The organism is Mongoliitalea daihaiensis (assembly GCF_021596945.1).
GTDB classification, from domain to species: Bacteria; Bacteroidota; Bacteroidia; order Cytophagales; family Cyclobacteriaceae; genus Mongoliitalea; species Mongoliitalea daihaiensis.
In genome coordinates this window covers 334,753-356,905 of sequence record NZ_CP063779.1, presented here as the reverse complement: position 1 = coordinate 356,905, position 22,153 = coordinate 334,753, and the positions used below count along the sequence as shown (strand labels likewise).

Sequence of the window (22,153 nt, the reverse complement as noted above, 5' to 3'; positions counted from 1 at the left end):
GTCGCGACCCATGGTTATTGTTGTGTTGCCCTTTCAGGGCAGGGTGAATTTGTTACTCAAGGTTCATTTTGAGAAAAGTTTCTATTATTTGAATTATGGGCTTCTCATTTTCGACGAAAGTTGGAGGAGCGATTGAGTAAAAGGGTGTTTTAATCAAAGTTATTTATGGGGTAGAACCCTTGGAAAGGGTTTTACAATAGTAACCATGGGTTTTCAAAACCCGTGGTTCTGGAGAATGTGCAGTATTGGCCAAGCCTGTAGGGCTTGTACTAGCTCTTTGAGTTTGGTAAAAACTTTTAAATAGGTGGGTGTAGATAGTGCTGCCCCTTCAGGGCAGACCAAGTGAGACTTTCGCTTGATCCACGGGTCGCGACCCGTGGTTATTGTTGTGTTGCCCTTTCAGGGCAGGGAGAAGCTGGAATTCCTTTATTTTTCTTAGTTAAGTTTCAATTTAGGTTGAATTATTGATTTTTGAATTTCGATGAAAATTAAGGGGCCAAAAAGAAAGTTCAAGGTTGCTCTAAATTTATCAATTCAGGACTAAGAACCCTTGGAAAGGGTTTTACAATAGTAACCATGGGTTTTCAAAACCCGTGGTTCTGGAGAATGTGCAGTATAGGCCAAGCCTGTAGGGCTTGTACTAGCTCTTTGAGTTTGGTGAAGATTTTCAATTAGGTGGGGGGAGATAGTGCTGCCCTTTCAGGGCAGACCAAGTGAGACTTTCGCTTGATCCACGGGTCGCGACCCGTGGTTATTGTTGTGTTGCCCTTTCAGGGCAGGGAGAAGCTTTGAAGAAATTGCAGCTTTTCATGGCAGGGTAATGTATTGGTTACTTTTAGCCATGGGTCAAGACTCATGGTTACTGTTGTGTTGCCCTTTCAGGGCGGGGAGAAGCTGGAATTCCTTTATTTTTCTTAGTTAAGTTTCAATTTAGGTTGAATTATTGATTTTTGAATTTCTAGGAAAATTAAGGAGTCCAAAGAGAACGTTCAAAGTTTCTCTTAGTTTGTTAATGCATGACTAAGAACCCTTGGAAAGGGTTTTACAATAGTAACCATGGGTTTTTAAAACCCGTGGTTCTGGAGAATGTGCGGTATAGGCCAAGCCTGTAGGGCTTGTACTAGGTCTCTGTGTGCGGTGAAGATCTTTAGATAGGTTGGTGGAGATAGTGCTGCCCTTTCAGGGCAGACCAAGTGAGACTTTCGCTTGATCCACGGGTCGCGACCCGTGGTTACTGTTGTGTTGCCCTTTCAGGGCAGGGAGAAGCTTTGAAGAAATTGCAGCTTTTCATGGCAGGGTAATGTATTGGTTACTTTTAGCCATGGGTTGATATATGTGGTTACTGTTATGTTGCCTTTTGCCCTTTCAGGGCAAGAGGTGCTTACCTTAACTCATATTGAGTATGTTTTATGACACTTAATGAAATTAAGTACTTAAGTTCAGTTAGTTTTTTGGGGCTCAATAGCCTTTAGTTTATTTTAGATAAAAAAATCGACTTATGAGCTCCTATCGACAAAACTTCTATCATATAATCATTGGAACAAAGTCCAATGAACGTGTAATTCCAGACAAATATTGTCTAGACTTATACAAGTATATCTGGGGATTTACGAAAAATAAAAACTGTAAACTTTACCAAATCAATGGTACAGAAGATCATATTCATATTTTAACAGATATTCACCCTAGTATATGTTTAGCTGATTTTATAAAAGGGTTAAAAAGAGCAGCAGGCGATTGGCTAAAAGAGCATCCAGAAGTTAGAAACTTCAAAGGGTGGCGGAGTGGATATGGTAGTTTTACTGTAAGCTTTAAGGAGAAATCAGCTGTTATTCAATATATAAAAAATCAAAAGATACATCATCGAAAGGAGTCCTTTTATGATGAATACAAGAGATTATTAGATGAGCATGGAGTTTCATTTGATGAAAAGTATATGTTGTGTGATTGAATGTACTATCTGTTTTTAGTGCTGCCCTTTCAGGGCAGTCCAAGTGAGACTTTCGCTTGATCCATGGGTCGAGACCCGTGGTTACTGTTGTGTTGCCCTTTCAGGGCAGGGAGAATTTGTTACTCAAGGTTCATTTTGAGAAAAGTTTCTATTATTTGAATTATGGGCTTCTCATTTTCGACGAAAGTTGGAGGAGCGATTGAGTAAAAGGGTATTTTAATCAAAGTCATTTATGGGGAAGAACCCTTGGAAAGGGTTTTACAATAGTAACCATGGGTTTTCAAAACCCGTGGTTCTGGAAAATGTGCGGTATAGGCCAAGCCTGTAGGGCTTGTACTAGCTCTCTGTGTGCGGTGAAGATCTTTATATAGGTTGGTGGAGATAGTGCTGCCCCTTCAGGGCAGACCAAGTGAGACTTTCGCTTGTTCCACGGGTCGCGACCCGTGGTTATTGTTGTGTTGCCCTTTCAGGGCAGGGTGTAGCTTTGGAAAAATTGCAGCTTTTCAGGGCTGGGTAGTGTATTGGTTACTTTTAGCCACGGGTCGAGAACCGTGGTTACTGTTGTGATGCCCTTTCAGGGCAGGGAGAAGCTGGAATTCCTTTATTTTTCTTAGTTAAGTTTCAATTCAGGTTGAATTATTGATTTTTGAATTTCTAGGAAAATTAAGGAGTCCAAAGAGAACGTTCAAGGTTTCTCTTAGTTTGTTAATTCATGACTAAGAACCCTTGGAAAGGGTTTTACAATAGTAACCATGGGTTTTCAAAACCCGTGGTTCTGGAGAATGTGCAGTATTGGCCAAGCCTGTAGGGCTTGTACTAGCTCTCTGTGTGCGGTGAAGATCTTTAGATAGGTTGGTGGAGATAGTGCTTCCCTTTCAGGGCAGGAGGAGGAAGGGTTAACTCATAGTGAGTATGTTGTATTACCCTTTCAGGGCAGGGAGAAGCTTTGGAGAAATTGCAGTCTTTTCAGGGTAGGGTTTTGTACTTAATTTAGTATCGGAGTGACCTTGCTTTCTTCGGAGCCTAGGATTAGTAGCAATACAAAGGATCGGCTTATGGACTACAAGTTCGTTTTAACTATTTCTGGTAATTTTAATTTTTTTTGGAGTTTTCTAAAACTCAACGAGGTAATCTATCGTCTATCAACCAATTTTAAAAACACGATTTGTGTTTTTTTAGGTAATCGATAGTGTTGTATGTATGATAAAACTAATTGGAATACTTGTTTGCGTCTTGTTGGCTTCTACTCAAGTAGTTTGGGGTCAGACTTTTAAACAAATTGCCAAAACCTCTGCTGCTGTAGAGCGAGCTTGGGAAAAAGGACAAACTGAAAAGGCCGTAAAAAAATCCGAGGGGCTATATGGGCAACGTGAGAGCTTTTTCTACAGTACCACGCATGACAGATTAGTTAGGTTGATCCAACAAGATGAAAATCGGTATTGGTGGGATTATTTGGAAGCACTATGGGGAAAGGTAGATCCCAATCAACAAGAAGCACTTGAACCGCTTTATTTATGGGGAAGGGCTGTTGCAGCACAAGACCAAGAAGAATATGCCTTGATCAGGGAAGATTTGCTCAGGTTACAGAAAGAGAATTTTCATGAATACGGGAAGTTGGAACGCTACGCTCAATTGACACTTCAGGAGTTAGTAAAGAATAATGCTGCATCTGAGGATTTCAAAAAACAAGTTGTAGCCAACAATATTGCTCGGCTAGAAGCATATCCCTATCTAGTGGAAATACCAGAAGATCACTTGGAATACAGAACGCGGGCTTCCAATCGATTTCTACTTGCCTATGCATATGATTATCTGTTTTCATATATAGAGGAAAAAGAGGAATACCTAAGGAATGCAGCTGAATTTAGCCTAGATGAGTTCGATTTACTCAATAGCTATAGTGCCTATCATGATGGCTTGCTATTAACAGGATTCAATGGGGTTCCTGTAGGTTTTAGGAGTAAGTATCAAGCCTATTTGGTAGAAAACAGCGATGATACAGCTCCCATCGAATTGTTAGCTGAATTTGTGTTCATGCAACCAACGGATGCTAATCTTAAAGCATTGAAAGAACGTTTTGCCAACCAACATGGGGAAGAGGCATCATTTGAAACGTTTTGGAGGGAGTTTATCACTAGCAAAGCTACAGACCTCCCCTCAGTAAGTATACCTTTTGAAAGTGAAGTATTGGACTTGGCTACACCAAAAGATCATTGGACCTATGTATATGTATGGGGGACTTGGTGTGCTCCATGTGTGAAAGATCTACCAAATTTTCAGCCCTTCTATGCCGACAACTTGCTCAACTCCACAAGCAATTTGAAAATATATACGCTTTCCTATATGTCCCGGAACTTGGGAGGATTCATGAAAAAAAATGGATATACATTTCCTGTAAGTGAAATCTCCAATGAATTGAAGGAGACCTTGGGCATCTCAAAATACCCTACTAAAATGCTGATTACCCCCGAAGGTAAATTTATAGAATTGCCGATGGACTTGGATTGGCAGACTTCTTTGAGGAATTATGTGTTGCTTTAAGTAGTGAGTGCTCGTGCTGCCCTTTCAGGGCAGATTTTATGTAGTGGCTATTGCCACGGGTCGAGACCCGTGGTTATTGTTGTGCTGCCCTTTCAGGGCAGGAGGTGGATGGATTAACTCATAGTGAGTTTGTTGTATTGCCCTTTCAGGGTAGGGTGAATCTTTGTAGAAATTGCAGTCTTTTCAGGGCAGGGTTTTTATACTTAGTTTAGTATTGAAGAGACCTTGCTTTCTGATTAACGGTAATAATTAGGATCTGCCAATGGACTATATATCCCTGGTAGCTTTTCGCTGAAATATCATGGTTATCATTGCCTTTATCGGCAATAACATCAAACAAATTTTTTATATTTGAAAAGTTTTTTGCCGATAACGGCAAAAAACATCCATATGAACTATATTTCAGTCAATGAGTTTGCCAAGCTGAATAAGCTATCCCCAAGAACGGTAAGGCATTATTGTGCCAATGGGAAGATTAAAGGAGCCTTTTTGACAGGGAAAACATGGAATATTCCCGAAGATTCAAAAATCACGCTTACAAAAAAGAAAAGTACCAATACCTTACTGGATATCTTGAGGGAGCAAAAAGAAATGAAGTTGAAAGGGGGGATTTATCACAAGGTACAGGTAGAATTGACATATAACTCAAATAGGATAGAAGGCAGTAAACTTACACAAGACCAAACACGGTTTATTTTTGAAACCAATACTATTGGTGCTTTTTCAGAAAGTATCAATGTGGACGATATCATTGAAACAACAAATCATTTTAGATGCATTGATTTAATGATTGATAAGGCACACATAAAGTTATCAGAGTCATTTATTAAGCAGCTCCACTTTTTTCTAAAAACAGGCACTTCGGATAGTTCCAAGAATTGGTTCAATGTAGGGGAATACAAACTACTTCCCAACGAAGTTGGAGGCAACGAAACCTGTCCTCCAAAGGAGGTTGCGTCTAGGATGAATGAGTTACTTCAGTCTTATCATAGAAATCCCAAAAAAACACTTGAAGACATCATCGGCTTTCACTATGAGTTTGAAATGATACACCCTTTTCAGGACGGGAATGGCAGAGTTGGGAGATTGATTATGTTCAAGGAGTGTTTGGCTAACCAAGTTGTTCCTTTCATTATCGATGAGAACCTTAAGTTTTTTTATTATCGAGGACTACAAGAGTGGCCCCAAATCAAAGAATTCCTAAGGGATACTTGTTTGACGGCTCAGGATAATTTTAAAGCGATACTGAATTATTTCGAAATCCGATATGAGTAAGGTTTCTCACAGAAGGCGCAGAATTCACGGAAAAATGGACGGATAAGATCCTTGCGTCGGCTCTCCTTGTTTTGCCTTTTTAGGGCAGGGTTGGTGTTTATTGTAGGAACTAATAGCTTTTCTTCCCTTCTACCCACGGTAGACCGGTTTTTCCCAATTGAACACTTCTCCTCCAATGCCGGGGCTAAAAGCCACAGTTATTGCTTGGCGTACTCTTTTATAAACGGTCTGAATTTCAGGTAATAACATTCATGTCATTAGTGGTTTAAAACCCAATGACGGCATTTAACCAACTGTTTACTAATCACTAATCACTTAATCACTGCCTACTGCTGACTAACCACAGTTCACTGCTCACTGCTCATTCTATCACAGTTCCTCTTCCCTTTCCAACATCAATATCGAATGCTGTGGGACGATGTAGTACTTTTCCCCTTCGTACATGACCTCATAACTTCCATTGAGAAGAAAGAGAGCCAGATCCCCTTCTTTGGCTTGTAGCGGGATATACTTGATACTTTCCTCCCGGTCTTTCCAAGGTTCATCGTCTTCCATAGGCGAAGGAATGGGATATCCAGGACCTGTTTTGATGATGTAGCCTTGCTGAACTTTTTCCTTTTCTTGTACGCCCGGAGGTAAGTACAAACCAGAGGAAGTTCGCTCATCTGATTTTCTTATCTTAATCAACACCCGGTCACCGACGATGATGAGTTTTTTTAATTTATTGTCAGAAGTTAGTTTCATTGGTAGTGTTGTTAACGATACGGTTTTTTAGAAACAAGAATCAAGAAACAAGAATCAAGAAACAAGAAACAAGAGGGCTGGCGGAAAGGATGAATTTGTTGGTTTTTCACGCCACGGGCGCAATGGATTCACGCAACGGTAGATACCTTATCCGGTCCTGAAAATACTAAGAATAATCTTCTTATTCACACGCTACTAACATATCGCCGCAAGGCATATATCCATTTATTTCGCGCCAGCATATATCATTCTCTAACCCTCAAAATTTCTCGACCTAAATGTCCTGTCTCTTGTTTCTTACATCTTGGCTCTCAAAAAAAAGGCATCCATAGTCTCGCTACAGATGCCGTTTTTTTGTTGGTTTAGTTTTGAATTATTTTTTGTCTTCGGATACTTCTTCGTAGTCTACATCAGAAACTCCGTCACCAGCATTACCTGAGCTTGCACCTGCATCAGGTCCTGGCTGAGCGCCTGCACCTTGAGTGACATTGTAGATTTCCTGAGAAGCAGCTTCCCAAGCTTTGTTTAAGTTTTCCATAGCAGAATCAATACCAGCTAAATCCTGGGACTGATGGGCTGATTTCAAGGCTTCTAAAGCAGAAGAGATGTTGGCTTTGTTGCCATCTGACAACTTGTCGCCATACTCTTTCAATTGCTTTTCTGTCTGGAATACCAAACTGTCAGCTTGGTTCAACTTCTCGATTTTCTCTTTTTCAGCTTTGTCAGTAGCGGCATTGGCTTCTGCTTCACGCTTCATACGCTCGATATCATCCTGAGATAGACCAGAAGAAGCTTCGATTTTGATCTTCTGCTCTTTGCCTGTTCCCTTGTCTTTCGCAGACACATTCAAGATACCGTTGGCATCGATGTCGAAGGTAACTTCGATTTGAGGTACACCTCTTGGCGCTGGTGGGATATCAGAAAGCTGGAATCTTCCGATGCTTCTGTTATCTTTTGCCAATGGACGCTCACCTTGCAATACGTGGATATCTACGGCTGGCTGATTGTCAGCAGCAGTGGAGAATACTTCAGATTTTTTAGTAGGAATGGTAGTGTTTGCTTCGATTAGTTTGGTGAATACACCTCCCATGGTTTCGATACCTAAGGACAATGGAGTCACATCTAATAACAATACATCTTTCACTTCACCTGTTAATACACCTCCTTGAATTGCAGCACCGATGGCTACAACTTCATCTGGGTTTACACCCTTCGATGGCTTTTTGCCGAAGAATTTCTCAACTTCCTCTTGGATTTTAGGGATTCTTGTAGAACCACCTACCAAGATAACTTCGTCGATTTCAGAAGCAGAAAGACCTGCATCACGAAGCGCTTTCTTACAAGGCTCCATCGATCTTCTTACCAAGTCCTCAGAAAGAGATTCAAATTTTGCTCTGGAAAGCGTTCTTACCAAGTGCTTAGGGCCTGTCTGCGTAGCGGTGATGTATGGAAGGTTGATTTCTGTAGAAGCAGAGCTTGATAATTCAATTTTTGCTTTTTCAGAAGCCTCTTTCAAACGCTGTAATGCCATTGGATCCAATCTCAAGTCGATTTGCTCTTCTGACTTGAATTCCTCAGCCAACCAGTTCATGATCACTTGGTCAAAGTCATCACCACCTAGGTGTACGTCACCATTGGTAGATTTTACTTCGAATACACCGTCACCCAATTCCAAGATAGAAATATCGAATGTACCACCACCAAGGTCATACACAGCGATTTTCATGTCCTGATTTTTCTTGTCCATCCCGTAAGCCAAGGCTGCTGCTGTAGGCTCATTGATGATTCTTTTTACTTCCAAGCCAGCGATCTGACCAGCTTCTTTGGTAGCCTGTCTTTCTGCGTCGTTGAAGTAAGCAGGTACGGTGATGACAGCTTCTGTAACTGTTTGGCCTAGGAAATCTTCTGCGGTAGACTTCATTTTCTGAAGGATCATGGCAGAAAGCTCCTGAGGCGTGTACGAACGGTCACCGATTTTTACCGCTACCGTGTCGTTAGATCCTTGCTCTACTTTGTAAGAAGCGTGTTTTTTCTCTTCAGAAACTTCAGAGAACTTCTTACCCATGAATCTTTTAACAGAGGAGATGGTGTTAGCAGGGTTGGTGATAGCCTGACGCTTCGCAGGGTCCCCCACTTTTCTTTCACCGTTTCCATTGTCTAAGAAAGCGACTATGGATGGAGTGGTTCTTCTACCTTCTGAGTTTTGGATTACTACAGGTTCGTTACCTTCCATTACGGCAACGCAGGAGTTGGTAGTACCCAAGTCAATACCTATGATTTTTCCCATGATATATATATGTCTTAATTGATTACAAATTGTTTACACTGCCTCTGAATCAATGCATGTGCCAAGGAGATTTTGAGGAAAAATCACGTCAGATTGGCAGAAAGCGATGACAGAATCTATCAAAAGTTATGACAACAGGTAAGAAAATGGGATATATTCTGACAGGAGGATTTGTGTTTCAGTACTCAAATACTAGGATGCCGGGTTCTCGATCGGTAGAAGTACCGTAGATTTTCCTTTGTTGTTCGTCAATCGTAATATTCAAAACCGATTGGTCTAGAATAAAGCGGCTAAGAGGTTTGCCATCAAAGTCAAGGGCGAAAATTTTTTTCACCATTTAGAGTCTTGGTTTTTGGAAATCTTCGATTTTGAATTTAGGTATTTCGCTAGTATCCTGTTTTGGACAAAAAAATAAAAGCCATTGCTGCCATCAGTACTGCTGAGAAAATGAACTTCTTCATTTGAAATAAATTTTAATTAGGAGAAAAACTGGCCGGTAGGATTTCAATCGAAATTCTTTCAATAAATTATTATTGTTTGCAAACTAATAAACTAAACTTTTTCGGAAAAGATGAAAAATTTTGATGGGAGGGATACTTTGCGATTCAAAAGATTCCGTTACGGAAATGTGTACCTTTGTACCTCACAATCACTATCCATATGAAATTACAGGATATCTATATTTACCCCATCAAGTCCTTGGGAGGCATTCGATTGGAGGAAGCAGTGTTGGAGGAGCGGGGATTTCGCTATGATAGGCGATGGATGTTGGTGGACAAAGCGGGCATGTTTATCACCCAGCGGACGCACCCAATCTTGGCACTGCTGCAAGTGGAGATTGTAGCGGATGGACTTATGGTATTTCATAAGCAGCATCCCGAGAAGTGCATAATAGTTCCGTTTGAACCGGTGTCCCAGCATAGGATTCAGGTGACAATCTGGGAGGATACAGTGGAAGGACAAGTTGTCCAAGAGGAAGTAAGTGCTTGGTTTCAACAAATCTTGGGATTGGACTGTGAGTTGGTATGTATGCCGCTTAGTACGCAGCGGAAATTGAAGGAGAAATATGCTGTGAATGGAGAGTCCGTTAGTTTTGCCGATGGCATGCCTTACTTGATCATCGGGCAGGAGTCTTTGAATGACTTGAATAGTAGGCTTGAAAAACCTGTTCCTATGGACCGCTTCCGTCCAAACCTGGTCTTTAGCGGAGGAACTCCTTTTGTGGAGGATGCCTGGAAAGAAATCAAAATAGGAGAGGCGATATTTAAAGTAACCAAGCCTTGTGCCCGCTGCGTCTTGACGACTGTTGATCAGGCCACTGCCGAAAAAGGCAAAGAGCCCTTAAAGACGCTTGCAACCTATCGAACCTTCCATAACAATGTCATGTTTGGCCAAAATATGTTGTTACTTGAGGGGGAAAAGGTTAGGGTAGGGGATGCATTAAAAGTAGTACAATAAAAAATAGCCGCTCAATAGAACTGAGCGGCTAATAATTCAAGTTTTACAACGCTTAATTTTTCATCAATCGTTGCGTCATTACAAGATAGCCGATTTTGACTTGTACAAGGTATACACCCGTAGCCATGCCATCTAAGTTTAAGGTTCTAATAAAGGTTTCCTCTTCAAAAGTGGTTTCATTGATCAAGATCCTTCCAGTAATATCATAAACCGTTATAGTTACCGACGCGCTTCCATCCAATTGGACTTTTGCATTGGTCTCATGAGTTGCTGGATTAGGATAGAGCAAGAATTCATTGAGAGCTATTTCACGGAGGAATGTCACTTCCCTGTCGATACTTTGTCCAGCTCGATCAGTACTAATAATTCTAGTGGTTATTTTCTGAGGAGCTATATCTGTACCTGTCCAAATTAGTTGATTTCCTTCGATGGCTAGGTTTAAATTTTCTTCCAAGTGATAGGTATGAATATCATCTGCTGGATCTATAGTACTGATCGTTGCAAGGATGTCACCGCTCCTAATTTCGGATGGAATACTTAAGGTGCTTAACTCAATCGATTCTGCTAAAGGTTTTGCCTGGATTTCTATCTTTACATTCACCGGATTTTCTAATTGACTGCCTTCGGATTCATCAAGATTCACCTGAAGGGTGTGAATTCCTGCTTGGAATGGGTTGAATCCTTTCCCTTGAACAGTTAAATCAGGGGTGCCTCCAAACCATTCTTCTCTCTTCTGATCGATAATTTCCTTGATGGTTTCCAAACTTGTATTCCAAGGAACTGAAATGGTTTCAGGCTCAGTATCCAATCTAAATGTGATGTTACAATTTCCAATAAATGAACCTGGGTTGTTTCTTAGGAATGCATCTACAGCATTTACATTGACACATAATGTAATTCTTCTACTAAAGTTCCCTCCTGGCAAATGACAAACTTGTACTCTGTTATTACCTCCTCTATCGCAGGAAGTTTCTATAGAAATTACAGAAATCTGTTCTTCTGCTACACAACCTGCATCACTTGTCACTACTACTTTGTAAGTACGATTAAAATCACCTTCAGCTTGTACAGTGAGTGTATTGGTTTGCGCTATGCTGATAAATGCACTGTTCTCATCTAATTTCACAAACCACTCGAAGGTAAGTCCAGTATAACTGCTTGGGATATTAATCGCCTGCAAGACTGTTGAAGCTGGTACTGCAAGTCGTGCCGGTGCATTGGCGTAGATCAGTACATTGCCATTTTGATTTCTTGCAACTGTGGAACTGATGTTTGTCGAAATTGGAATTAGTGGTTGAAGGACAGTGATTTCTGCTGAACCTTCACTAGAGTTTCCAGCAAGGTCAGTTACTTTAACGGTTACTGTGATTGGTTCCGTATTTTCGCAAGTAAAGGCAGTTTGGCTGATCTCAAATATAAGGTCTTCAAAAGCTGAACAATTATCTGTTGTTCCATTATCAATATCTGAGATGGTGATACTGGCATTCCCCGAGTTATCCAATTGAACACTGATGTTTTTAAGTATCAAAGTAGGAGGAGTAGCATCGAAAATCTCAAACAAAACGCCTGCTGTAAGAATGACCGTATAGTTGTTTCCAGCACTTAAATTACTATTAATGATTTCATAAGTGCCACAGGATTCACCTGGTTCTCTTCCGAGTTGTCCTGTAAGAATGGAGTTATCTTCACCTACAACGAAACCAATTGCTTCAAATGCCAACTCAGGGTCTTCTGATCCTTGCGCTTTTCTTTGTCCCTCGAAAGGAGTAATAAATAAGTCTCTCGGGGTAATCACCCCATCTGTGCTGATAAAATCAACAGGGGTTAGGTAGTTCCCTGCATCTGCACCAGAGATTACATAGCTTACCGTGACCGTTTTACCTGTACCTGCGTTAGGATTATCAAATGTTCCCGTTGCATTTATGTCTATCACATCGTTAGGTACTTTGTTTTCCAAGATGCCTATTAAGATATCAGCAGATGTAGTGCCGTCATAAACTTTAGGGCTAATGCTTGGCGGAGTAATGGTCAGCTGCCTTGGAGTAATCACCCCATCTGTACTGATAAAATCAACAGGTGTTAGGTAGTTCCCTGCATCTGCACCAGAGATTACATAGCTTACCGTGACTGTTTTACCTGTACCTGCGTTAGGATTATCAAATGTTCCTGTTGCATTTACGTCTATTGCATCGTTAGGTACTTTGTTTTCCAAGATGCCTATTAAGATATCAGCAGATGTATTGCCGTCATAAACTTTAGGGCTAATGCTTGGCGGAGTAATGGTCAGCTGCCTTGGAGTAATCACCCCATCTGTACTGATAAAATCAACAGGGGTTAGGTAGTTACCTGCATCTGCACCAGAGATTACATAGCTTACCGTGACCGTTTTACCTGTACCTGCGTTAGGATTATCAAATGTTCCCGTTGCATTTACGTCTATCACATCGTTAGGTACTTTGTTTTCCAAGATGCCTATTAAGATATCAGCAGATGTATTGCCGTCATAAACTTTAGGGCTAATGCTTGGCGGAGTAATGGTCAGCTGCCTTGGAGTAATCACCCCATCTGTGCTGGTAAAATCAACCGGGGTAATATAGTTTCCTGCATCTGCTCCGGAGATTACATAGCTTACGGAGACCGTTTTTCCTGTACCTGCGTCAGGATTATCAAATGTTCCCGTTGCGTTTACGTCTACCACGTCGCTTGCTACTTTGTTTTCCAAGGTACCTATTGTGATATCGGCAGATGTATTGCCGTCATAGACTTTAGGGCTAATGATTGGCGGGGGAATGGTCAGTTGTCTTTGGAGGACAGGTAGTGATAACGTTGTGCTGGCAGGTTCAAAAGATGAATTTCCTTCAACAGATACAGTAATCGTCACCGGAGTTGCCGTAGCTCTATTGGCATTGAGTCCAGTTCCATCAGAGTTAACTGATATGAATGGATTGCTCTCAACGGAATAAGTCACTGGAAGACCAGAAGTAGTAGTAGCAGTAAAGCTAACATCTCTATCTCCATAGATTAAAACTGTTGGTGGCGTGATAGTGATGGTTTGTGGTTGAAGGTTTAGCTCTAGTTCAAAGGCGCCCATGTCAATGATTCCTCCTACTACTCTAGGATTGGCGTCAAAATCCAGTGGTTCAGCTGTCCCCCCAGGGAATATACTTAAGTCTGTTGAAGGATTTCCTGCATCACGTAAAGGAGAAGTTGGTTGTAGGCGTAAGTCTCCTGAAGAAAGACTTACAAACTGTGGGTTGATGTTTTGATTTCCCGTACCAGTTGGACCATTTTCCACAGCTGAGAAGGTGACTGTACCATTGGGACCCACAATACCTCCAGATGGGTTGCCCCAAATAATGGAATTGGTGATAGAAGATGCCGAATTGTCATCATTCGCAATGGTACCAAAGTTTGTTGCACCTGACGAAATAGGCTGATTATTGGGTCCTAGAACTTGGTTTCTACCAAACGTGGTATTTGTGATTTGTGGATTAGAACCATTGACATTGAGAATTGCTGCACCCAATGGCCCACCTGTGGAGGAAACTGTATTTGAGAAAAATAGCGTGTTCACTATTCTTGGGGAAGAACCATCGTTGAAAATTGCTCCCCCACCAAGGAAATCTTGGGTTGCTGCGCTATTTATCCTACCGTTAGGACTTATAAGCCTAACTGCTGGAGCAATAGGTTCACCTCGACCTGCACCTGGACCTATAGGAACACTCGATGCATTGGTTGTAACGGTGAATGTAGCCGTATTTCTTGTTACTCCATCAGCGCAATTTGTAGTGATAAAGTAACTATAGGTGGTTGAAGATACTAAATTCTCAAGATTGATAGAACTCAGAGATTGATCTACTTGGAATTGAAGAAATTCTGTGTCAGATGAAGCCCTAATGTTAAAAGTATATGAAAGCGCAGCAGGGCTAGGGCTCCAAAAGACTGAAAGCGTATTTGCGCTTACTGTTCTTGTTACATTGGTGACCGCTGTACATTCTACTATAGGGGGGGCAACTGCTATAACATGGTTTTCAGCGAAAAAAGTATTGGTGATTCTGGGGGATGCATTGTTATTGTAAATTGCGCCTCCTTTCTGGTTTGCCTGATTATTTTCAAACAAACAACTGATAATTTCAAGGTTGGACGAATTATTGAATATAGCCCCACCCAAGTCTTCTAGTCCATTTGTAAATGTTAAATTTCTTAGTGATACTGTGGGATTTCCTGTAATGTTGAAAATTCTTGAATTGCCTCCCCCATTGATCGTCACTTCGTTGGCCCCACTGATGGTGAGGTTTTTATTGAGAATTATCTCAGTTGTAGATAGGGTTACGGTGGTTACTCCTGAAAAAGTAATCATACTACCAGCGGGAGCATCTGCTACTACCTGACGAAGACTTCCCGCTCCAGAATTATTTCCATTGGTAACCACCAATGAAGGTGAACTTGTAGGGGGATTAGTTGGGTTTTCAATGGGATCGAGTGAAGGGGGGATAAATGGGGGTCGCAACCGTTGTGAATATGCCTGTGTAGTAAGTGCTAATAAAAAGAGCAAGATCACCAACTGTTTGAACGGCTCGTAAAATGATTTTAGAAAGAGATTCATGTTTTAAGTAGTTGTTTTGTCAAATGAAATAAGTTCAGGTTTCAAGTATTGCATAAGGAAAGCATTTAAGAATTATCAAAAAGGCAAATGCATTATTGATTAATTCACTTATAATGATGGGCTCAATTTGGATGATATAATTGTGGATTCAGTCAAAAGTCAGCAGACAAAAAGCGGACAACCGTAGTTTATAGCTTAAAAAACGCATTTGAATAGCCTAAATTACATGTTTTGAAAAAATGAAATGACTAAGGCAAAGCCAAGATTAAATGCGATTCTCCAAACAGAAAATTAAGGGACCTTTCAATTGATGTTTAGAAGGAATTCTTCTAAATTGATTTCAGACTCCAGTTCAAGCCTCTGTTTCAATCGCAAACGGGTACGTTGGGCACTTCCAGTAGAAATACCCAAAATCATGGCCATTTCTTTTGCAGAGAGTTGCATGCGTATGAGTACAGCAATGCGGAGTTCGGCTAGGGTAATATCTGGCTTCTCCCGTTTCAGACGGTTAATGAAGCCTGGGTAGACTTTTTCAAAAAGCAATCTAAACTGATTCCAGTCCTCATTAGTCAATATTCGGGAAGATCTGAGTGCGATTAAACTTTTATGCTGCTCTTCTGAATTGTTTTTTTCAAGGAGCTGATTTTCCAGTTTTTCCAAAAGGGTACCCTTTTCTAACAATTGCTTAGTGAAAGTATTCAATTGATTTTTCATGGAATCTACTTCTTTTTCCAAGACTTGCTTTTCAAGTGCTGCAATGTGGTTTTTGTATCGGAATCGTGCTTTTTGCCATACAAAATAGATAAGCCCGCCTATGCAAAAGAAAATAAGAAGGAATATGAGCATGTTCCTTTGTTGTCTTCCTTTTTGTTCTGCGATTTCAAGAAAGGCTAATTTATAGGTATTTTGTTCGTTTTTTATCAAAGATTCTGTAATCTCCAAATCACTCAACACAGCTAAGCTATTGATAGAGTCATTAAGAGCTGAATATTTTGAATAATAAAAAAATGTACTGTCTGCATTTCCCATTTGTTGATAGATTTCAGACATTACCAGGTATATATCCTTGCGGTAATTTTCCATTTGAATAGTTTTTCTGGGAATAGCTTTAAGTAGTTGGTGGGACGAATTGAGTAACATGATTCCACTATCCAATTTACTTTCTCTCAGCGCAATCTTACCTGACCACAAGAGAGAGTTTGCAGCAATTTCAGGTACTTTTTCTAAAAGGTTCAGGCGGCTCTTTGTTAGGTATTCCTTGGAAGCGGCTAGGTCATTGGTCAAAAAGCTCAATTCACCCAGAAAATGGAAATTAATATTTTCCCAATCTTTTTGATTGGTTGATTTAGTAGACTCAATTGATTTTTTGAAGTAAAATTTTGCTGAATCCAATAATCCAAGTCGCTGAAAATTCTGCCCTATGGTATTCAAGATCCTGTGATCTAATGGGATAGATTCCGTTTTGATTGAAAGGCCTTTTTTGGAATATGTTATTGATTGTTCGTAATCCTTCGAATGAAAAAGGACTTCCCCTAAATTGGTGTAATCCCATTGCACAATACTTTCAAAGCTTATAATTTCCAGTAATTTGACGCCATTTAAAATGTAGCTAGCAGCCAAATCGTATTTTTGATGCTCAAACATTAACCTACCAAAAGAAATATAAGCTCTAGCTAATAGAAAATCATCTTGACTTAAATACGCATAGTTCAGTAGGTCGTCAAGCGTATATGTCAAACTTGGGAAATGATTTGGATGATATTTGCGATGAATCAACATCGCCTTTATTCTAGAAAATTTTACCAAAAGGTTAAAATCTTTGGGGTTTATAGACGCTTTGATATCCTCAAATAGTTGGTAAAAAGATGCTGAATCCAGTTTTTTAGCATTTTCAAAAAAATCAAAATTATTCAGGTCTTTTTCTGAAAAGGGTTTATTGAAAAGAGCTTCCCATTTTTTTGAGGGATATTTTTCATCTTCTCTAGTGTTAGGATTTAAAGCACTAATTGCTTGTAACTCTCCTGTTTCTGGATTTTGCTCAAGCCTTGATTTATTTCCTTCTTGAGCGCGAGCAGGAATTGTCAACATACACCATCCGAGAACCAATATACATTTGATTGTAAATTCACTTAGGAGCTTTTTAGTGTACATGTGTTCATTAAAGAAAAATGAACCGTTGATTTTTGTCATTACAAATAAAAATTTTATTAAAAAACATCATTGACCCTCTTTAAATATAGGAAAAAAATTAATCTTCTGAAAAATCCGAACTTGAATATCTTTCTCTTTTGTCATTTGGAAGGATTTTTTTAAAACTCATAGACGTAGGATATAGTGTCAGCTTGTTCGGGTTCATTTTTAGCAAAAAAAGCCCATCAAGCTGAATCAGAGGGCTTTTACTTATGAATATGTTGCCTTTCAAAAACTGAAACCAGTTGCCAGTCTATAAAAGGATTCATTGCCTTCATAGAAGTCTTTACCAAAGGTGAATCGCACGAATGCTCCACCCTTTGGATTTTTGAATTGGATATAGGGACCCAACCACTCAAGTTCGGTAGAAGGCGCGGCAATATTGGAACCTCCTGTGTTGATAAGTTTTTCGTAATGAGCTCCGAAGGATAAAAATTCAGATGCTTTGAAACCAAAATTGGCTAAATAGTGCAGGTAAGAAAGGGTGGTGCCTCCCATAGGCGCTTCGTTTCGCAAGGGTGCGTAGTACCAGATAGCGGCTTCTCCTTCGGTTTTTGCCTTTTTAAGTGTGACAGTGAAATTAGGAACGATACCATCACCCAAAATACCCGATCCGTCAGCCCCTTTGGAAAGCAAGCTACCTCCCAGAATACCAATTTGAGGGCTTACATAGATGCCCTCAGCAGGTTCAAAACCCACCCCTACACCAAATTCTGTCCAGTTACCCCATGCAGCACCTTCACCACCTGCCCATAGGATTCCGTAGAATGTAAAGTCCAGTTTGCTGTTGAGTTTGTAAGCTCCCGAGAAATAGGGATAGAATCCCCAGAATTGGTCTGAAAACAATTGCACATCCATACTGAACCGATCTTCTTCTTGAGCAAATGCTTGCTGAAATGCAGTTGTGAAGTAGCAAATACATACTAAGCGGGTCGCCAGTGTGATTTTTGTAAATGTGTTTTTCATTAGGTCTAGTTAAGCGTTTAAGGGGTAATTAATTGTTGAAATCGATGAGATTTCGGGATGCAAAAGTATGATTGAATCAACACAATGCACAATAATTTGTTTTTACTGGCAAAAAAAAGCCCACTGAAATAAATCAGCAGGCTTTAAGTATAGGTTGTTTAGTTGATTAGAAACTGAATCCTGTTGTTAGTTTAAAGAAAGAGTCATTTCCGGCTACCAAATCAGTTCCGAAAGAGAATCTGGCAAAAGCACCACCTTTAGGATTACTAAATTGTACGTATGGACCTAACCACTGGTACAGATCAGTTGAAGTTGCTATTTCAGAACCTCCAGTATTGATCAAGTGCTCATAATGTGCGCCTAAAGAAAAGAACTCTGTGGCTTTGAATCCAAAATTTGCCCAATAATGTAAGTATGAAAGCGTAGTACCGCCTGTAGGAGCCTCATTTCTTAAAGGAGCATAGAAACCTGCGTAGAATTCGCCTTCAGTTTTAGCTTTGTCCAAACCGATTGTCAAATTAGGAACAATACCGTCTCCAAAGATGCCAGGGCTACCAGGTACTGCACCCTTTGACAGCAAAGTTCCTCCTAAAATACCAATTTGTGGACTAACACTGATGCCTTCTGCTGGCTCAAAGCCTACACCGACACCAAACTCAGTCCAGTTTCCCCAGCCTCCGCCAGTACCACCAGACCATAAAATACCATAAAAGGTGAAGTCCAACGTGCTGCTAAGGCTGTATGAACCTGAGAAGAAGGGATAAAATCCAAAGAATTGGTCAGAATTGAGCGTGACATCCATGTTGAATCTACTTTCTTCCTGAGCTGATGCTTGTTGGAAACTCATTCCCAAAAAGCAAACGAACGTAAGCGCGACTGCCGCCGTGATTTTTGTAATCTTGTTTTGCATAAGTTTAATAGGTTGTGTGAAAATTGGTTAAAATTGCCCCCAATAAATCAAAAATTTGTGTGATTTATTGATTTCTTGGTGTTAAAATTAATCATCAAAATCAAAAATGCAACAAAATATTATTTCGAATGTAAAAAAATTAACTGAAAGTGTGTTTTATTGAGAAAAATGCAAAAACCACGAAAGTCCATTGAATGGGCTGGAATAGGCGATTTTTTAGCTTCCAAATGTTATGGATGGGATGATGGTTGTGGGCAAAATTTTTTTTCGAAAAAAATAAAAAAGAGCGCTTTTGGCGCTCTCTTGTTAAAAGTTTTGGATAGTTTCTATAAAGACCTTGACCTTATCTGGGCTAATATCCGGATAAACTCCATGTCCTAAGTTGGCAATATGACGTGTGCCTTTGAACTGTTCCATCATCAATCGAGTAGCGGCAGCTACTTCTTTGTCGCTTCCGTATAATGCTGCAGGATCAAGATTTCCCTGGAGCGTTTTATCCGGGCCGATCATTGCTCTGGACTCTGCAATACCCATGTTCCAATCGAGACCAATGGTTTGGCAATCTAACTTGCCCATGGCTTCTCTTGCGAAGAATGCTCCTTTGGCAAATACTGTCTTAGGAACAGATTGGATAGCATCGCAGATTTGGGAAATATACTTTAAAGAAAACTCTTCGTAATGATTAGGAGGGAGGATACCTGCCCAGCTATCAAACAACTGAACTAAATCCGCCCCTGCTTCTATCTGAGCTTTGAGGTAATTAATAGTGCTATCTGTAATCATTTGGAGCAACTGATGGGAGAATTCCGGTTGCGTGTACAGCATCGCTCTCGCTTTAGAAAACGTCTTGCTTCCTGACCCTTCGATCATGTAAGCGAAAATTGTCCATGGAGCACCGGCAAAGCCTATCAAAGGGACTCTTCCATTCAATGCTTTTTTAGTGATTTTGATGGCTTCTATGACGTAGCTTAAATCATCCACTCCATCAGCAATCCGTAACTTCTTTAAATCCGCAGCTGATTTTACGGTTTCTGGAAACCATGGTCCTCTTTTTTCTACCATTTCATAGGGTAAGCCCATGGCTTCGGGAATCACCAGAATATCGGAAAAAATGATAGCTGCATCTACACCTAGAATATCCACCGGTTGAATGGTGACTTCCGCTGCTAATTCTGGAGTTTGTGCCAATTCGATAAATCCACTGACAGATTCTCGTACTGCTCGGTATTCAGGCAATATTCTTCCAGCCTGTCTCATCAACCAAACCGGCGTTCGTTCTACCGGTTGACCGAGGGCTGCTCGTATCAATAAGTCGTTTTTCAGTTGCATGTCGCAAAGATAGTTCAGTAAAATAGTTTTTGGCATATACGGTAAAAGAAAAGTCCTGGGTTTGCCAGGACTTTTCTTTTTTGGTAGCTGTAAAAGATGATTATCTCAGTTTGACAACATCCTCTTCCGTTTTTCCAATGAATTCCATTACCGCGTTATAATCTGTTAGATCTAGCCGTGCATTTGCAAAATCTGCTGGAATGATGACAATTCGAAATATTTGATTTCTTGAAAAATCTGTTGGTACTTGACCCAAAGGAAAGTTTGCTTCCAAGAAAAAGCTGAAATCAAATCGGGAGAAGTCAAAATTATATAACAGAACCCCATTCTGTAAAAAGACTGTTTGAGGCAGCGGTCTCCAAATATCCACTCCATTGTCAATTTGCCACAAAATGAAAGAGGCAATTTTATCAGATGGCTCAATTGGTCGGGTGAACTCAAATACTTCTCTAAATTGATTAGAAGAAGTGAAGTTTACATTCTCAACTTCGAATACTTCGGCAACGATATTTATTCCAGGAGCTCCTTGGGCACCTTGCGGTCCTTGTGGGCCAGGGATTCCGGGAGGTCCCATAGGGCCTGAACACGATTGAATTCCTGCAAATCCACCTAGGACAAACAGAATAGCTAGTATTTTTTTCATATGGTTCGCTTTTTGGTAGTTAATGAATGAAAACGACTCTTCGCAAGTTTTTGTTGCTTAAAATTTTACACTACCAAATTCATTCCAAATTTTATTTCTTATTTTACTGGAGCCATAACTTCCACATGCTCAGGACTAATGATTTTATCAATAAAAATATCTTCTAGCTCAAGGTTATTCTCCTGGGCAAAAGCCCTTATTTTTTTCTTCACTTTTTCCGGACCTGGCATTACAAAGCGATTTCCTTGAATACTTGCAACCACGAATTTTTTATTGGTGAAATTTAATTGATCCCATGACCCCAAAAATGCAGGAAGGTCTTGGTTCACTCCTACATATACTTCCATGGTATCTAACTTCCCAGCAGGTTCCACTAGATAGATGGTATGAAGTAAAGCTTCTGGATTGGCTTCCTGGATTTTTTGAATTTCTTTGAAAGCCAATGTTAAGCGCTTATCCTGCGGTGTGCCGCGGTAATAAGTACCGGAAAGAGTAAAATCCAAAGTTCTGACTTCAATTTCTACTGGATTAAACCCTCCTAATTGATAAAAACCTACCAATCCGGCGCTGACAAGAAATAAAACAGCAAATATGAGTAGCTTTTTTTTCATCAGTATGTTTTCATTGATTAAAACAGGTATCGAACGCCAATACCCCCTTGAAGGCGTAAGTGTCCAAATCTGTCTAAGACTTCCATAAACAAACCTATTTCCGCAAATATACTGATTGGTAAGTCATTGAAGAAATATTCAGCACCTCCAAAAGCCTCTGCGCCGAAATCAATGTTAGTTCGGTCATCTCTGAACACAGCCGCTGATATGCTTGGATCTGTATAAGCATAACTCACTCCGATTGAGCGTAATTGTGCACCTGCACCTGCATAGGCCAGTAAATAGCCTTCTCCGATATTCAAGTCATCTGTAATGTCTTCATGGAGCATTCCTCTCAAGCTTAAAGAAAAACCACTGTTGGCTGCATGAGAGGCATAAAATGCATTGGGAGTTGTAGGCCTGCGGTCAAAGGCTCTTCTGTAATAACTAGAAGAATTAGGACTCCCTCTTCCGATCATGGCCTCTATCGCAAACTGATCATCTAAGAATTTTTTGTAGGTAATGGTCAAGGGCTCACCTAAGCGTAACCCAACGCCATCTTCTTGCGCAAAACTTAAAAAGGGGATAGTTAAAATGGCCAACAAAAGGATCTTTTTCATAAAGTATATTGGTTTAGTTTCAATCAGTAGATGTACAGGTACA

The 22,153-nt window shown here is 40.3% G+C and carries 15 protein-coding genes; 4 read left to right on the top strand and 11 right to left on the bottom strand.

What is annotated here, in order from left to right; translation table 11 throughout:
* Positions 1 to 1,498: 1,498 nt before the first annotated feature.
* The 3 genes from tnpA (at position 1,499) to IPZ59_RS01205 (ending at position 5,767) form a co-directional block, all read left to right on the top strand.
* Complete coding sequence (gene tnpA, locus IPZ59_RS01215) at positions 1,499 to 1,951, top strand: IS200/IS605 family transposase (protein ID WP_236138069.1); 453 nt, start codon at positions 1,499 to 1,501, stop codon at positions 1,949 to 1,951.
* Positions 1,952 to 3,151: 1,200 nt separating this feature from the next.
* Positions 3,152 to 4,492 carry a TlpA family protein disulfide reductase gene (locus IPZ59_RS01210; protein WP_236138068.1) on the top strand — a complete coding sequence of 447 codons (1,341 nt, stop codon included), beginning with the start codon at positions 3,152 to 3,154 and terminating at the stop codon, positions 4,490 to 4,492.
* A gap of 390 nt (positions 4,493 to 4,882) precedes the next feature.
* A complete protein-coding gene (locus tag IPZ59_RS01205; RefSeq protein WP_236138067.1) occupies positions 4,883 to 5,767 on the top strand; it encodes a DNA-binding protein in 885 nt (294 codons plus the stop codon).
* 369 nt (positions 5,768 to 6,136) lie between these two features.
* Here IPZ59_RS01205 and IPZ59_RS01200 read toward each other — a convergent pair whose 3' ends face one another.
* The 3 genes from IPZ59_RS01200 to IPZ59_RS01190 form a co-directional block, all read right to left on the bottom strand.
* Positions 6,137 to 6,511: a co-chaperone GroES gene (locus IPZ59_RS01200; RefSeq protein WP_236138066.1), complete on the bottom strand. Its 375-nt coding sequence runs from the start codon at positions 6,509 to 6,511 to the stop codon at positions 6,137 to 6,139.
* A 373-nt stretch (positions 6,512 to 6,884) separates the two neighbouring features.
* The gene (dnaK, locus tag IPZ59_RS01195; RefSeq protein ID WP_236138065.1) at positions 6,885 to 8,798 is read right to left on the bottom strand and encodes a molecular chaperone DnaK; all 1,914 of its coding nucleotides are present in this window, start codon (positions 8,796 to 8,798) and stop codon (positions 6,885 to 6,887) included.
* Positions 8,799 to 8,976: 178 nt separating this feature from the next.
* Positions 8,977 to 9,135 (bottom strand): hypothetical protein, encoded by a 159-nt coding sequence (locus tag IPZ59_RS01190; protein WP_236138064.1) that lies wholly within the window; start codon positions 9,133 to 9,135, stop codon positions 8,977 to 8,979.
* Between the two features lie 323 nt (positions 9,136 to 9,458).
* Here IPZ59_RS01190 and IPZ59_RS01185 point away from each other — a divergent pair, with 323 nt between their 5' ends.
* Entirely contained in the window at positions 9,459 to 10,256 is a 798-nt protein-coding gene (locus IPZ59_RS01185; protein WP_236138063.1) for an MOSC domain-containing protein, read from the top strand.
* A gap of 52 nt (positions 10,257 to 10,308) precedes the next feature.
* Here IPZ59_RS01185 and IPZ59_RS01180 read toward each other — a convergent pair whose 3' ends face one another.
* The 8 genes from IPZ59_RS01180 to IPZ59_RS01145 form a co-directional block, all read right to left on the bottom strand.
* Positions 10,309 to 14,862 (bottom strand): YDG domain-containing protein, encoded by a 4,554-nt coding sequence (locus IPZ59_RS01180; RefSeq protein ID WP_236138062.1) that lies wholly within the window; start codon positions 14,860 to 14,862, stop codon positions 10,309 to 10,311.
* A gap of 303 nt (positions 14,863 to 15,165) precedes the next feature.
* Entirely contained in the window at positions 15,166 to 17,052 is a 1,887-nt protein-coding gene (locus IPZ59_RS01175) for a tetratricopeptide repeat protein (RefSeq protein ID WP_236138061.1), read from the bottom strand.
* Between the two features lie 228 nt (positions 17,053 to 17,280).
* Positions 17,281 to 18,018: a DUF6733 family protein gene (locus IPZ59_RS01170; RefSeq protein WP_236138060.1), complete on the bottom strand. Its 738-nt coding sequence runs from the start codon at positions 18,016 to 18,018 to the stop codon at positions 17,281 to 17,283.
* A 166-nt stretch (positions 18,019 to 18,184) separates the two neighbouring features.
* Positions 18,185 to 18,928 carry a DUF6733 family protein gene (locus tag IPZ59_RS01165; RefSeq protein ID WP_236138059.1) on the bottom strand — a complete coding sequence of 248 codons (744 nt, stop codon included), beginning with the start codon at positions 18,926 to 18,928 and terminating at the stop codon, positions 18,185 to 18,187.
* 306 nt (positions 18,929 to 19,234) lie between these two features.
* Positions 19,235 to 20,257, bottom strand: a complete 1,023-nt coding sequence (gene hemE, locus IPZ59_RS01160) for a uroporphyrinogen decarboxylase (RefSeq protein ID WP_236138058.1) — start codon at positions 20,255 to 20,257, stop codon at positions 19,235 to 19,237.
* A 100-nt stretch (positions 20,258 to 20,357) separates the two neighbouring features.
* Positions 20,358 to 20,900: a hypothetical protein gene (locus IPZ59_RS01155; protein WP_236138057.1), complete on the bottom strand. Its 543-nt coding sequence runs from the start codon at positions 20,898 to 20,900 to the stop codon at positions 20,358 to 20,360.
* A gap of 98 nt (positions 20,901 to 20,998) precedes the next feature.
* Complete coding sequence (locus IPZ59_RS01150) at positions 20,999 to 21,511, bottom strand: hypothetical protein (protein ID WP_236138056.1); 513 nt, start codon at positions 21,509 to 21,511, stop codon at positions 20,999 to 21,001.
* A gap of 17 nt (positions 21,512 to 21,528) precedes the next feature.
* The gene (locus IPZ59_RS01145; RefSeq protein ID WP_236138055.1) at positions 21,529 to 22,110 is read right to left on the bottom strand and encodes a hypothetical protein; all 582 of its coding nucleotides are present in this window, start codon (positions 22,108 to 22,110) and stop codon (positions 21,529 to 21,531) included.
* Positions 22,111 to 22,153 lie beyond the last annotated feature (43 nt).